At 63.7% G+C, this 14,152-nt stretch carries 12 protein-coding genes, 1 tRNA gene and 1 pseudogene; 3 read left to right on the plus strand and 11 right to left on the minus strand.

The genetic code is table 11. The annotated features are described in order from the left end of the window. Positions 1–4: 4 nt before the first annotated feature. Genes NKI17_RS25855 through NKI17_RS25880 form a run of 6 tightly spaced genes read right to left on the minus strand, consistent with a single transcriptional unit; the run spans position 5 to position 5,442 of the window. Positions 5–775 (minus strand): GntR family transcriptional regulator, encoded by a 771-nt coding sequence (locus NKI17_RS25855; RefSeq protein WP_352644270.1) that lies wholly within the window; start codon positions 773–775, stop codon positions 5–7. Beyond that, positions 772–1,647, minus strand: coding sequence for an ROK family protein (locus NKI17_RS25860; protein ID WP_352906978.1), 876 nt, complete (start codon positions 1,645–1,647; stop codon positions 772–774). Before NKI17_RS25860 ends, NKI17_RS25855 begins: the two co-directional genes overlap by 4 nt. After that, positions 1,644–2,384 carry a PIG-L deacetylase family protein gene (locus NKI17_RS25865; RefSeq protein ID WP_352906979.1) on the minus strand — a complete coding sequence of 247 codons (741 nt, stop codon included), beginning with the start codon at positions 2,382–2,384 and terminating at the stop codon, positions 1,644–1,646. Before NKI17_RS25865 ends, NKI17_RS25860 begins: the two co-directional genes overlap by 4 nt. Continuing rightward, positions 2,381–3,214: a carbohydrate ABC transporter permease gene (locus NKI17_RS25870; protein ID WP_352644276.1), complete on the minus strand. Its 834-nt coding sequence runs from the start codon at positions 3,212–3,214 to the stop codon at positions 2,381–2,383. Before NKI17_RS25870 ends, NKI17_RS25865 begins: the two co-directional genes overlap by 4 nt. A gap of 2 nt (positions 3,215–3,216) precedes the next feature. Continuing rightward, positions 3,217–4,149 carry a carbohydrate ABC transporter permease gene (locus NKI17_RS25875; RefSeq protein WP_352877136.1) on the minus strand — a complete coding sequence of 311 codons (933 nt, stop codon included), beginning with the start codon at positions 4,147–4,149 and terminating at the stop codon, positions 3,217–3,219. Between the two features lie 27 nt (positions 4,150–4,176). Then, complete coding sequence (locus NKI17_RS25880; protein WP_352906980.1) at positions 4,177–5,442, minus strand: extracellular solute-binding protein; 1,266 nt, start codon at positions 5,440–5,442, stop codon at positions 4,177–4,179. 326 nt (positions 5,443–5,768) lie between these two features. Here NKI17_RS25880 and NKI17_RS25885 point away from each other — a divergent pair, with 326 nt between their 5' ends. From NKI17_RS25885 to NKI17_RS25895, 3 genes are read left to right on the plus strand one after another with little or no spacing between them, the layout of a single operon-like run. Further along, complete coding sequence (locus NKI17_RS25885) at positions 5,769–7,061, plus strand: ABC transporter substrate-binding protein (RefSeq protein WP_352906981.1); 1,293 nt, start codon at positions 5,769–5,771, stop codon at positions 7,059–7,061. A gap of 43 nt (positions 7,062–7,104) precedes the next feature. After that, entirely contained in the window at positions 7,105–7,995 is an 891-nt protein-coding gene (locus NKI17_RS25890) for a carbohydrate ABC transporter permease (RefSeq protein WP_352637112.1), read from the plus strand. Continuing rightward, the gene (locus NKI17_RS25895) at positions 7,992–8,864 is read left to right on the plus strand and encodes a carbohydrate ABC transporter permease (protein ID WP_023678712.1); all 873 of its coding nucleotides are present in this window, start codon (positions 7,992–7,994) and stop codon (positions 8,862–8,864) included. The genes NKI17_RS25890 and NKI17_RS25895 overlap by 4 nt, the downstream gene beginning before the upstream one ends. Positions 8,865–9,428: 564 nt before the next feature. On the opposite strand, the gene NKI17_RS25900 is transcribed toward NKI17_RS25895, so the two are convergent. From NKI17_RS25900 to selA, 5 genes and pseudogenes are all read right to left on the minus strand, one after another. Beyond that, positions 9,429–9,737, minus strand: coding sequence for a hypothetical protein (locus tag NKI17_RS25900; RefSeq protein WP_352456088.1), 309 nt, complete (start codon positions 9,735–9,737; stop codon positions 9,429–9,431). Positions 9,738–9,899: 162 nt separating this feature from the next. Continuing rightward, a tRNA-Sec gene (locus NKI17_RS25905) sits at positions 9,900–9,995 on the minus strand. 123 nt (positions 9,996–10,118) lie between these two features. Further along, a pseudogene (selB, locus tag NKI17_RS25910) lies at positions 10,119–11,954 on the minus strand (selenocysteine-specific translation elongation factor); the annotation flags it as partial. Continuing rightward, positions 11,951–12,739 (minus strand): tetratricopeptide repeat protein, encoded by a 789-nt coding sequence (locus tag NKI17_RS25915; protein WP_023678709.1) that lies wholly within the window; start codon positions 12,737–12,739, stop codon positions 11,951–11,953. The pseudogene selB and the gene NKI17_RS25915, both read right to left, overlap by 4 nt. Then, on the minus strand, positions 12,726–14,147 hold the full coding sequence (gene selA, locus NKI17_RS25920) for an L-seryl-tRNA(Sec) selenium transferase (protein WP_352854753.1): 1,422 nt from the start codon (positions 14,145–14,147) through the stop codon (positions 12,726–12,728). The genes NKI17_RS25915 and selA overlap by 14 nt, the downstream gene beginning before the upstream one ends. Positions 14,148–14,152: the final 5 nt, after the last annotated feature.

Here is a 14,152-nt window from a genome sequence, read left to right on the forward strand (position 1 = left end):
TGGCTCAGCTTCTTGCGGTTGGCGCGGCGCGACCGGCACGCAGCGTCGAGCGGATTTCGTAGCGGTCGCCACGCATGACCGAGACGGTGAATTCGAATGCGCCACGCTCGTCGGTGGTGATGCGCTCGACCACGAAAGCGGGGCTCCCCGCAGGCAGATCGAGCAACTCGGCATCCGCCGCCCCGACCGCGCCAACACGGTAGTTTTCGCGTGCCGCGACCGGCACGATGCCGTAATGGCGTTCCAGCGCTTCGTAGAGCGAGCCCTGCAACAGGCCGGCATCGAGAAAGCCGGGCACGCGCGCGGCCGAGAGCTGCGCAGTCTGAATACCGATCGGTTCGTTGTTGCCGAGCCTGAGCCGCCGGATGCGCACCACCGGGTCGCCCTCCTCGATCTCCAGCGCTCCGGCCGCAGCGGCATTGGCGGTGGTCAGGCTGCAGTCGAGCAAGCGCGAGCCGGCGACCACGCCCATATTGCCCATTTCCTGCGTGAAGCTGGTGAGTTCGCGGGTGCCAGCGACCAGCGTGGTGGAGCGCACGAAGGTGCCACGGCCATGTTCGCGCCTGAGCAGCCCGTGCTCCTCCAGATTGCGCAGCGCGTGGCGCAGCGTGATGCGGCTCACCCCGAAAAGGGCGCACAGTCTGTCTTCGGCCGGAATCTGGTCGCCAGTCGCCCACTCGCCACTCTTGACGATGGCGCGGATGGCCTCTTCCACCTGATACCAGAGCGGCTCGGGCCTTCGGCGGTCGGGCAGCTGGAAGCTGACTTGGCTCATCTTATCTGCCTCCACTGTGCTCCGGCGAGACCGGCCAGCGAGGCGCCGACGAGACCGGCGCGGGAGCCGAATTCGCCGGACCGCAGCACGACATCGCGCAGATGCGGCGGCAGCTGACGCCGCAATGCCGCAAGCAGCGGCGGTCCGACCACGTCCAGCGCATCGGCAAGCCCGCCGGAAATCAGGATCGCCTGCGGATCGAGCAGCGCGACCGCACCCGCAAGGGCAGTGCCCAGCCGGCGCGCCGGCAGTTCCAAGGCGTCAATTGCGGCCGTGTTGCCAGCCCGCGCGGCCTCGACAAGCCTGCCGCCATTGGCCAGCCCGACCTGGCGCGCCGCGGCGTCGAACGCCCGCCCGGAAGCGAAGCGCTCCAGCCAGCCGCTGCGGTCCTCGCCTTCATCCTCGATGTCGGCGCAGGCCCAGCCGAATGAGCAGGCGCCGCCCCGTGCGCCGGCGACGATGCGGTTGTTGGCCAGAACGGCGGAGCCGATGCCGGTGCCGATCGCCAGCAGGATGGCATCAGACAGGCCTTTTGCGGCACCTTCGACCGCCTCGGCCAGCATGGCGATCTGCGCATCGTTGCCAATGGCAACAGACAGACGAGGAAACAAGGTCGCGACGTCGACACCATCGAAATAGGGCAGGTTCGGAACCCAGCGGCAGATCGAGCCCTCGACAAGCCCCGGCACCGCCAGGCCAAGTGCCTCGACCGGACCGGCCTCGGCGCGCAAGGCACCGATTCGGGCGACGAAGGCATCAAGGCTTGCCGGCGCAGGCTCGCGGCTCAGCATCTCCAGCCAGCGAACATCGCCGGTATGGATTGCGACGCGCAAATTGGTGCCGCCAAGATCGATGGCCAGAACGCGTGTCATCGAGAGCGGCTCCGATTGGCAGCCGGCGCGAACAGCCCGCTGCCGGCATGCCAGGATTGCGACGCTGTCACAAAACCCTGCGCGTAGCGCGTGCCGCGCAGGCAGCCGCGCAGCCGATAAAGTGCGCTGTAATAATCGACATAGGGGAAACTGCTCAGGCCACGTGCAAGTTCGTATTCCTGCACCGCCTCGCTCCAGGCGTCGAAGCCGTCGCTGACGTCGACGAGATGCTCGGCACGAAAGCCCTCGTCGTCCTCCCAGTTCTCGCCGAACAGCAGCAGTTGCGGCGTGTATGCGCCATGGTCGCGCTTCAGCGTAGGCAATGCCGCAAAAAAAATACCGGTCTGTGTCAGTCGGGCCGCGGCGCGATGGTCCTTGTGCCAGCTGCCATGCCAGTGGGTGATGACGATTTGCGGCTTCAACTCGCGCACAACATCGCAAACCTTGAGCGCCGTCTCGTCGTCGCAAGGCAAGAAGGCGTCGTGCAGCCCGAGACTGCGCATGCCGACCCCGAGCCGCGCGGCTGCCTTTGCGGCCTCCTCCTCCTTCTGGACGCAATAGTGCTCGGGGGCGAGGCTTGGATGGCCCTGCTCGCCCATGCTGAGATGCAGGAAGGTGACTTCGGCACCGCCTTGCACCACCGTCGCCGCCAGTGGACCGGCAATCACCTCGGCATCGAAGGCGTGCGCTCCGACGACCAGGATCGAGCGTGCGGCATAGACCTTGTCCTCGATCATTTCGCGCCTCCCCCTGAGCCAACGCCCTCGCGAATCTGGCGGGCAAGCAGACAGTACATGATCAGGATGGGCGCCATGGAGATGGCAAGCGAGGCGTACACCAGGCCCCAATCCGTGCGGAACTGGCCGACAAACACGCTGATCGCCAGCGGAACAGTCTTGTAGCGGTCGTCGAAAATGAAGATCAGCGGGAAGAAGAAGTCGTTCCAGACGGCGATAGCGGTGAAGATGGCAACGATCGATACGGCTGGCTTCACCATTGGCAGCACGATCTGGAACAGGATGCGCGCCTCGCCGGCCCCATCCATGCGCGCAGCCTCGTCGAGCTCGGACGGCAGCACCCGCATGAAGTTTGCGAAGATGAAGACGGCGAAGGGAATGCGGATGGCCGAATAGACGAGGATCAGGCCGGTCAGCGAATCGAGCAGGCCAAGGTTGCGCATCAGCGTGAACAGCTCCACCGAGGCAAGCCGGATCGGCAGCATGATGCCGGCCAGGAACAGGCCGAGCATGATGCCGTTCCATCCCAGCCGGTAGCGGCTCAGCGGATAGGCGGCCATTGCCGACACGACAATGGTCAGGATCACCGCGCCGCCGGTGACGATCAGGCTGTTGACGAAATTCTGGCCGAGATCGGCGCGCGTCCAGGCCGCCACGAAATTGTCGAAGGCAAAGCTTTGCGGCAGGCCGAGCCTGTTGTCGTAGATCTCCGCCGTGGTCTTGAAACAGGAGACGACGAGAATGTAGAGCGGCAGCAGCACCGCCGCGGTCCACAAGACGAGCGCCGTCCAGCCGGGCAGCCGAGCAAGCTGTTGAGGAACGGCGAGCATGTTCACAGTTGCACCGTGCGGCGGTCGAAGAAGCGCAACATCAAAAGCGTGCCGATGCTCAGGATCAGGAACAGCAGCGTGCCGAGCGCCAGCGCCAGGCCTATATCGGTGATACCGACCGCGCCTTCGGCGCCGAAAGCGAGCCGGTAGAAATAGGTTACCAGCGTGTCGGTCGAATAGCTTGGATTGCCCTGCACGCCTTGCATGACATAGACGATGTCGAACTGGTTGAAGGTGTTGATGAATGACAGCGTCGTCAACGTGCCGACGGCCGGCATCAGCAAAGGCAGGGCAACCGAGACCAGCATGCGGCCGCTGCCGGCGCCATCCAGCCTGGCAGCCTCGAATATCTGGGACGAAATCTGCCTGAGACCGGCGGTGTAGATCAGCACCGGCAGGCCCATCCAGTTCCAGGCGTCGACGGCGATCAGCATCACGAGTGCCGTGTGGCTGTTGCCGAGAACCGTCAGGCTGCCTTGATGCAGGCCAAGGCCGTTGAGCATCCATTCGATGGTGCCGCCGGGCGCCAGCAGCAGCCGCCACAGGGCGCCGACGATGACCGGGCTCAGCACTGCCGGGAAGAAGAAGACCGACTGGAAGAAGGCCGCTCCTTTGGCGCGCAGGAACAGCAGCCAGGCCAACAGCAGACCAAGGCCGTTCTGGAACAGCATGATGCCGAAGAACCAGGCGACGTTGTGCCAGAGCGCTCCGTAGAGCCGCCCACCGCTCGGGAAAACGAACAGGCGGGTAAAATTCGACAGGCCGGCGAACTCCAGCATGCGCAGGCCCCTCCAGACGAAGAAGCTGCCCCACAGCGACATCAGCAGCGGATAAAGGACAAACAGCGCATAAACCACCAATGCCGGCAGGATGAACAGCACGGCCATGCGCTGCTGGGTGCGCTGGAGGCTGCTTTTGCGGCGACGGGCGATCATGTGCTGTTTCGCGCAGAGTGTGAGCGCCTACTGCTTCGGCTTGAACCAGCTGCTGACGGCGGCCTGCATGTCGGCCGCCAGCTTCTGCGGCGTGATGTTGCCTTCGACCATGTCGATGATCTCGGACTGCAGGATCGAGGAGGCCGTAGGCGTCTGCCAGCGGAAGCCGACAAGCGTCAGATAGGGGGTGGAATTCTTCGACATCTCCATCATCGTAGCGAGTACCGGGTCTTTCACGGTGACGTCGGTACGGGCCGGCGGCCAGCCCAACTCGTCGGCGAAGAGCTGCGCGAACTCGGCCGAAGCCATGAAGTTGAGCACCTTGATCGCTGCCTCCTTGTTGGTACTTTCAGAGACCAGACCATAGGAGCCGTCTGAAAAGGCTGAGGTGTAGAGCTTGGTGGCAGGATCGTCGGCGGGGAACGGGAAGATCGAGAATTTCAGCTTCGGGTTCTGCGCCTTGAAGCTGCCGTTCTCGAACGAGCCGCCGAAGAACATGGCCGCCTTGCCGCCGATGAATTGCTGTGTCGAGGTGGTGTAATCGACCCCGGCAAAGCCGTCGGAGAAATACGGTTTCAACTCGGCATAGCGTTTCAGGGCAGCCACGTAGCGCGGATCCTCGAAGGTCGCCTTGCCGCTCATCATTTCGTCGTAGAAGCCCGGGCCATAGATGGTCGGGCCGACGACGCCGACGCCGATCTCCAGCGCCCAGGCGGAGCCGTTGGCGCCGCCGGCGGCTATTGGCGTTATCCCCGCCCCTTTCAGCTTCTCGCAGGCGGCGACGAAATCTTTGTGGGTCTTGGGGATTTCGATGCCCTGGGCGGCGAAGATGTCTTGATTGTAGAAGACACCCATCATCGGCACCGAATAGGGCACGCCATAGATCTTGCCGTCGGCGCGGCCACGAGCGCCGCCCAGCGCGCTATCGGGCATGCTCTTCAGCTCCGGCACGCTGTCGTCGAGCGCGTCGAGATAGCCGCCCTCGATGAACGGCTGCAGTTCGCCGTAAGCCTTGAGCTGGGCGATATCAGGCCCGCGGCCGCCACGCAGCGCCGTGCTCAGCCGGTTCTGGTAGTCGGCGTCGGGGGTGAACTGGATGTTGACCTTAATGCCGGGAGTCTTGGCCTCGAAGGCGTCGAAGATGCGGCGCATCGCAGCCTCGTCCTCGGTGCGCCAACTCCACAGGGTCACGGTGTCGTCAGCCTTTGCCGGCAGTGCGGTGAAGACCCCGGTGCAGACTGCGGCAAAGCCGCCGATCAGGCCGAGCGCGGCGCGTCGATGAATTGAAAACATACTCAGTCTCCCATTCTTGTCGATTGTCATTCCCACGGCGGTTCAAAAGCCGAGAGGCAGTCATAAGCTTTTCTCATGTCATTATAACGACATGATCTCGACCGCAAGTGCCTTGCAGTAAGTCGGGCATGGCCGGCAGGGGAGAATCAGCTCGAACTGTATCAGCTAATTCTTTGTTTTTACAAAGTAATCTCGCATGCTTTGTGGACCGCAGTAAGAAAACGCCGCAACACCGGCAGGAGCCCTCCACGAAGATAGCGCTTGCATCGTTGCTTCACGTTGTCATAACGTCATGGACATCGCTGTGTGGCTATGCGGAGGGTCGGATGTCTTTGGCTTGGATTTCGAAACTGGCACTGGCTGCAGGGTTGCTGGCCTCGCCCACCATTGGTTGGGCCCAATCGGTCAACATCTCCTATCTGACCCACTGGTCGCCCGAAACGGTCGCTTTGCTGGACGCCGCGGCCAAGGACTACGCCAAGAGCAATCCGGATGTGACCGTCACCGTGCGCGCCGTCCCCTTCGGCGATCTCCTGACGACACTGCGTTCCCAGGGCGGCAGCTCGGAAGGGCCGACGATCGGCGGCATCTATGATTTGTGGCTGCCCGAACTGGCGCGAGACAAGCTGGTCGCGCCGGCCCCCGATGCGGTTGCCGGCGAGGTCAAGAGTGCGTGGCCGGCCGGTGTCGTCAGTGCGGCCTCTGTTGGCGCCACGCTTTACGGCATTCCAAACGAGATCGACGTCTATGCGCTGAACTACAACAAGGAGCTGTTCAAACGGGCAGGCATCACAGCCGCGCCGAAGACCTGGTCCGAATTGAAGGATGCGGCCCAGAAGCTGACCAGGAAAGATGCCGGCCAGCAAGGCTTCGGCATGATCAATTCCTGGGCGGCGGGCGTCGTCCATCCCTTCGCCTCGCTGCTGGTCTCCAATGGCGGCGAGCTGGTCAAGGACGGCAAACCGATGCTCGACAGTCCTCAAGCCGGTGAGACTTTCCAGCTTTACGAGGACCTGATCAAGTCCGGCGCCAGCGATCCGGCGATGGCCACGGCCGACGCCAACACAACCGGCCCCTTCCTAGACAATTTCGTCTCCGGCAAGACCGGCATGATCATCATGGCCAACTGGTGGGAAAGCGCATTGAAGAGCGGCATGGGCGACAAGTTCTCCAATATCGCCACCGCACCCATCCCGGTCGGTCCGAGCGGCGACAAGCCGCACTCGATCTCCTATTCATGGATGACCGTCGTCAACGCCAATGCCGGTCAGGCCGAACAAAAAGCGGCATGGGATTTCCTGGTATGGCTGAACAGTCCGAAGTCCGGCAAGAACGGCGCATCGGCAATGTCGGATATTCTGATGTCGATGGGCATCCTGCCGACGCGGACCTCCGACATCGAAGCCCATAAGGACAAGCTCGGCTCCGAGTTCCTGTCCGGCTATGTCAGCGTGCTTGCCGACGCCAAGCCCTTCCCTGTCGTCCCGGGCGGCCAGGAGTTCAGCGAATCGCTGCAGCAGACGCTCGAGGCGTTGCAGTATGGGCAGCTCTCGGCCAAGGATGCGCAGGCGAACGCGCAGGCCGATGCCGTCTCGATCCTGGAGCGTGCCGCCAAATAGCGAAGGCGCCGTTTCGAGAGCCCGACGCTTTGGAAGCAGAGCGATGATCAAGACCTATCGTGCCTCGGCGGGCATCATGCTGGCGCCCGCCGTGACATTGATCGGCGTTTTCATCCTGCTGCCGATGCTGCTCACCATCTGGCTGTCATTCCAGGACTGGTCGACGCAGACGCCTTTTTCCAATGCGAGCTTCATCGGCTTCGACAATTTTCGCGAAATATTCGGGCCGACCTCGGTCGGGCGGGATTTCAAGCGAGCGCTGCTCAACACCACCATCTACACGGCATTGTCGGTGATGCTCATCCTGCCCCTTTCGGTAGTGTTCGGCTTGATGGTCCACCAGCGCGATGTCGCAGGCGGCACGGCGCTGCGGACCGTGTTGTTTTCCACCTACATGGTGCCGATGATCGCCGTGACGCTGGTCTGGTCGAAGCTCTATTCGCCGAGCGAGGGGCCGCTCAACCAGGTGCTCGGTCTCGCCGGCATCGGCCCGCAACTCTGGTTGTCCTCGCCAAGATCGGCGTTGATCTCGATCGTCGTCCTCAATGTCTGGCAGCAGATCGGCTATTTTACGGTGCTGGCCGTTGCCGGGCTGACCCAGATCCCGGGCAGTCTTTACGAGGCGGCGACGCTTGACGGCGCCAACCGGCGCGAACAGTTCCGCTTCATCACCTTGCCGCTATTGAGCCGCACGCTCTTGTTCAGCGCCGTCATTGCCATCATCAACGCCGTGCAGGTGTTCGAGCCGGTGGCGCTGATCACCCAAGGCGGGCCGGTCGGCTCGACCAACGTGCTGACCTACCATATCCGCCGAGTCGGCATCGAGCGGGCACAAGGCGGCCTGGGCTCGGCCATGGCAGTGATGCTGATGCTGGCGCTGATCGTCATTGTGTGTGCGCTGTTTGCATTCGCCAACCGGAAGGATGACGAATGAGCGCGCCGGGCCGCTCAGCATCGAGCCGGTTGGCGCGCAAACGCCTGGCGGGCCGCGGAGCGCTGCTCGCCACGCTGATGCTGCTGGTTGCCGTGGCCTCCGCCTTCCCGCTGTTGTGGATGGTGCTCTCCAGCCTGAAAACGCCGGCCGAAACCATGCAGGTGCCGCCGGTGTGGATACCGCGCACGCCGACCCTCGAAGCCTACGAGAAAGTGTCCGGCGTCATCAATGTCGGCCGCTCGATGTGGAATTCGCTCGTGATCGCCACGATCACCACCGCCGGCATTCTGGTCACCAGCATGATGGCTGGCTACGCCTTCGCCAAGCATCACTTTCCCGGCCGCTCACTGCTGTTTTCGGTGCTGATCGCCACCATGTTCCTGCCGCCGATCGTCACGCTGATCCCGCTTTACCGTCTCGTCGGATCAATCGGCCTGAACGCCAGCCTTGCCGGTATCATCGTGCCCAATCTCGCCAATGCGTTCGGCATCTTCCTGATGCGCCAGTTCATAGCCGGCGTGCCCGACGATCTGATCGACGCAGCACGGATGGATGGGGCGTCGGAACTCCTGATCCTGTTCAAGATCGTCGCGCCGAGCGTGGCGCCGGCAATCGCGGCACTGGCGCTGTTTGCCTTCGTCTATCACTGGAACAGCTATCTCTGGCCGCTGACCGTTCTACAGGGCAATGCACACGAATATCCGATCGTCATCAGCCTTAGTCGCCTGCTCAGCTACAATCGAGGCGCTCTCAACACGGGACTGGTGATGGCTGGGGCGACGCTTGCCGTGCTCCCGCCACTGGTGCTCTTCGTCTTGCTGCAGCGGTTCTTCGTGGATTCGATCGTCGGCTCGGCGGTCAAGGGATAGCGTCGGCGGCATTGGCTATCTGTTTGTCGCGAATCTGATGCGAATGCCTCACAAAGTGAACGTCGGACGTACGTTGTTGTCACTTACCGAACAAACTCAACCACCTATGTCCTGGTGCATGGTCGGCCAGCTCGCCTTTCCGCGTACATCGCCTGTCAATGCCCAAATGCCACGCACCATTGGCTCAGTTAGCCGGATTCGGCCGGGTTTCGACACCAAAGAGGAAGTGCGAGTGGCCATGCTGCCGCGCTCCGCGGGCCGCCTGCTGATTGCTCTCTGTCTTCTTGCGCGCCGTTCCTGGCGCCGAGCGCCTTTCGTTCTGTGACATATCCCCTGGCTTGAGAGCGCGCGCGATCTCTAGGTAGCCGGTCAATTTGTCAACCTCGACGACATAAGGCTCGAATATGGCTCCTATGTCATGGGAGTGAACGCCTTCCGGCGTCCGCCCCCAAAGCAGCTGCTTGCGGCGGTGACCGACGCGCCGGTTACCGCATCGTGTCGTCGGTAATAAAGCGACGTTGCGCTCTCTGCTTTCACATCCGGGTATGCCGAAAAGTCCGTCGGTCAAAAGTCGACCAGCGGCGTGTCCACGATCTGGTGCTCGAATAGCAACCAGAACGGCGATCCCCGGGATTCGGAGTACCAATGCTCAAAAATCGCAAGGGCCTCGCCGATATTGGTGGCGGGTTCGTCCTCGGGCAGCCTCGCAGCCTGGAACAACGCAAGCGCAACGGGGCCAAAATGCGTGATCGCTTCCGTGCGCGCCTCGCTGTCCGCATTCCAGCCGAGCCGCAAGCGCAGGACGGCCAAAGCGCTGGCCACGGCGATCTCCTCACTTTCGGCTGAGGCCACGGCGTCCGAGATCGCCTGCATGAGATTGAGCCGCCTAAAGGCGAAAGCGCGCTCCTGTTCCAGAACCGCGATCTGATTGGCCGCTTGTCGCCTGAAGCTTGCCTCGGTTGTCCTGGCGGTCTCAGCCGTCGTTTTCAGGTCATTCAGAAAGGAAGCCGTCGGGTTCATCTTGGCTCACTAGGATGGCGGAAGAGAGTGGGAGTCGAACCCACCAGAGACCGACTCGCGGCCCCTCCCGGATTTGAAGTCCGGACGCCCCACCGGGGACGATGCTCCTCCAGAAATTTGCGCCATCGGCGGCTCACCCTCGCCTGTCAGGCGGAACAGGTCCAGCCTGCGCCTGTTCAGACGGCGCAAGTCTCCCCGCCGCAGCGTCACGCCGTGCCGATCGAGAAATTCGAGGATATGGATGGCGACCTTGCGTCCGCTGCCCACGCGATCGCGAAATTGAGCAGCGGTGAACTGCTCTGTGGGCATCGACGCAGCGAGGTCGCGCGCGATCTCCACGATCTGCGCCAACGCCTCGCGCTGGAAGAAGTGGTCATGAGCGACCTCGTGGACCTTCCCCATGCGGCCGGCAAGCTTCAGAAGCCGCCGGATTTCCGTCTCCGGCGCGGCCAGCACCTCGGCAATATCCCACACTCTCGGCGGATGGAACCGTTCGGGTCCGCCGATGAGAGGCTGGATTTGCAGCCAGAGAGTTTCATCCTTTGCCGTCAGGTGCGCCTCATGACCGGGCAGCCGCACCCAGGCGCCGTCCAAGGCAACTTCTCGAGCGTGCGAAAGGCTCCGCAGAACTGCCGTGAAAGCGGGCGCCGGCAGACGTGGATCAAGCCCAATACGCAGTCTCTCCATTCCTACGCCTGGCAAATCCGGATTGTCGGCATGGAAGGTCTCCAGGGTCACGGCCAAGTCGCGCTTGAATCGCAACCAGCGCTCCGGCGACAGCACGAGGAGCATTTCTCCGACGGCAAAACGGACAAGCCCGAGTTGATCGATCAGGCCTTCCGTCTCGCAGTCACTAAGCGCCCTGTCGCGCGCGAAAGCCTTCAGGTCGAAATAGTGGGGCGGCGCATCAAGGAGTGCGGCGGCGGCCAGTTCGGGCGCCAATAGCGCATGGGCATCGAGTTGGACCAGCCGTTCCGGCGCGCGGCGTTTGCGGCTGGGCGCCCGCAGATCGAGAAAATGTCCGCCGCCGATGGTTCGCTGCGCGGAGGTGTCGCGCACCACGTAAACGTCGCCGGCAGCGGCCGCGATCGGACTGTCCAGCACCAATTGAACATTGGCCGTGCCGCCAGGCTCGATCGGTTCGTCTCCGAGGAGTACGATGCGCGCCCCGACCTCCGTCGCGGCATGGTGGAGCCGCACCGGAAACCATTGGCCGATCGGCTTGCGTTCACCCGGCAGAACGCGAAGGCTTGCATCGATCCGGTCCGACGGCGCGTGAAGCTTCGGATCGACAATTACGTCGCCGCGCCGGATCGCCTCCTTGAAAACCCTTTCGCCGGTCAGATTGAGCGCGCAACGGTCTCCCGACCGACCACGTTCAGTCGGCCGGTTCTGGGCGTGGATCGATCGAACCCGCGCAAGCAATCCCGACGGGCTTACGACCACGTTGTCCCCAATACCGAGAGAACCCGAAAGCACGGTGCCCGTCACGACGGTGCCCACGCCGCGCAGCGTGAAAGAGCGGTCCACCGCTAATCGAAAACGGCCCGAAACTGCACGCCGGGCAAGATGCGACGCCTCCTCGAACAAGAGATACCTGAGTTCATCGATACCTTCGCCTGTAACGACCGAGACGGGAATCAGGTGGGCCTCGGCAAGCATCCTCCCGGCAAGCACCGAGCGGATATCGCTCGCCACCGCGGTGCGGCGCTCGGGACCGGCCAGATCGCATTTCGTGAGCAGGACGGCGCCGCGCTTGACACCGAGCAGATCGACGATGGCGAGATGCTCCCGGGTTTGCGGCATGACGCCGTCGTCGGCGGCCACCACGAGCAACACGAAGTCGATGCCGCTGGCGCCGGCGAGCATCGTGTGTACGAAACGCTCGTGCCCGGGAACATCGACGAAACCGATGCTATCCCCACCCGGCACCGGCAAATAGGCGAAGCCGAGATCGATGGTCATGCCGCGTGTCTTTTCCTCCTGCAAACGATCGGTGTTTATACCGGTCAGCGCATGCACCAGCGCAGTTTTGCCATGATCGACATGTCCCGCCGTGCCGACGATCATGATGCGGTCTCCGGCAACGGCGCGGCGGCGCGACGCTCGGCCTCGGCGGCATCGCCCGCGCTCAATTCGGCCCGCACCGCAGCCAGATAGCGGCGGGCAAGGGCGCTGCCGCCTGCCTCGGCACGCAGGAGCCAAACCAGCGCCTCGACCGCGTCAGCCGGCACGCCCGTACCAAGATGGCAGGCGGCGCCGAGCATTGCCTGCCCTTCGGCGTCTCCTCGCATGGCAGCACGGCGCCACCAGCGGACAGCCTCGTCCGGATCGCGCGGCACGCCGAGCGCATTGTGATAAAGCATGCCGATCCGGGTCATAGCGGATGCGATGCCCTGATCGGCCGCGGCAAGCGCCCAGCGTCGCGCCTCGCCGGCATCGGGAGCCATCACTTCGCCCTCCAGCAGCATCCAGCTCAGCATATCCTGCGCCGGTCCGTCGCCAGTTTCCGCTGCGGCCCGATAGAGCTCGGCCGCCCGGCGAAAGTCCTGCTGAACGCCTTCGCCGCGGAAATAGAGCGACGCCAGGTTCCTTTGCCCGACAGGATCTCCTGCCTCGGCGGCGAGCGCCAGCCAGCGAAAGGCCATATCCGCATCACGCTCGACGCCGAGCCCTTCGGCGAAGCAGGCGCCGATATTGTTCTGAGCGCGGGCAACGCCCTGGTGAGCCAGCGGCTCCCATATGGAGAGAGCCACGGCATGATCGCCTCGCCGCGCGGCTTCGAGGGCCTCGGTCATGCGTGCGGCCACAGGCGTCTCGGCTGGGCGGCGCGCAAGGCGGTCAAGCCAGCGCATCGGTTCCTCCCAGATTTAAGCCGGCTAGATTGGCGATGAAGTTCGCCTCGTCTTCCAGGCAGCGGAAATCGAGCACGAGCGCCTGGTTTTCGATGCGCCCGATCACGGGGACGCCCAGCCCACGCAGCGCAGCCGCAAGCGCTTCGAGCGCCCGGCCGCTCCCTGAGCGCGGCTTGAGAGCAAGCCCGGCGCTTGGCACAGTTTCGAGCGGCAGCGCGCCGGATCCGACTTGGCTCCGGCACTCCACCGTGTCGACCGCAAAGGCTTCGCCCACGGCGTCAGCAACCAGGGGAGCAAGGCGCTTTGCCTGCGCTGCAATCTCCCTCACCGAGCGCGAGAGGAGCCTTAGCGTCGGCAGGCGTTCGGCCAGGCGGTCGGGGTCGCGGTAGAGCTTCAACGTCGCCTCGAGCGCGGCCAGACGAAGCTTGTCGACCCTGAGCGCCCGCTTCATCGGGTTGCGGCTGATCGCTGCGAGCAGGTCCCTGCGGCCGACGATGAAACCCGCCTGCGGACCGCCAAGCAGCTTGTCGCCGGAGAATGTGACGAGATCGGCGCCGTCGGCGACCGCCTCGCGCACGGTCGGCTCGCGCCCAAGGCCGTAGCGGGCTAGATCGACCAGCGTGCCCGAACCGAGATCATGGACCAGCGGTACCCCATGCGCCTTTGCGATTGAAGCGAGCTCGGGTGCCCGGATCTCGGCCGTGAATCCTTCGACCCGGTAGTTCGACGTGTGCACCTTGAGGATGAGCCCGGTCTCCGGGCCGATCGCCGCGACATAGTCTTTGCGATGCGTGCGGTTGGTGGTGCCGACCTCGACAAGCCTGGCGCCGGCGCGCGTCATGATCTCGGGCATCCGGAAAGAGCCGCCGATCTCGATCAACTCGCCTCGCGAAACGATCGCTTCGCGACCGAGCGCCAGCGTGTTGAGCACGAGAAGGACGGCAGCCGCGTTGTTGTTGACGACGGTTGCATCCTCGGCTCCGGTCAGCTCGCAAACGAGCGATCGAAGATGATCGTCCCGTTCGCCGCGCTCGCCTTTCTCGACATCGAATTCGAGAGCCACCGCTTCGCGCATCGCCAGCCGAACAGCCTCGACCGCCTCTTTCGCGAGGAGGGCTCGTCCGAGATTGGTATGCAGCACCGTTCCGGTCAGGTTGAAAACGGGGCGCAGGGAAGAGCGTTCGCCGTCCCTGAGCTGCACGAGCGCGTCGCCGGCAAGATCGTTTGCCTCCGGCACGACGGCTGCGGCATTGCGGGAGGCCATTCGTGCATCGGCGACGGCTCGGCGAATGGCCTCCGTCGCGGCCTGCCGTCCGAAGCGCTCGATTGCGGCCGCCGCCAGCGGGGTCCTCAGCACTTGGTCGACCGACGGAAGATTGCGCAAAGGGTTTGCCGATGAAGCGGTCATCGTAT

The sequence above is a fragment of the Mesorhizobium sp. M0816 genome (assembly GCF_040320005.1).
In the GTDB taxonomy this organism is placed as follows: domain Bacteria; phylum Pseudomonadota; class Alphaproteobacteria; order Rhizobiales; family Rhizobiaceae; genus Mesorhizobium.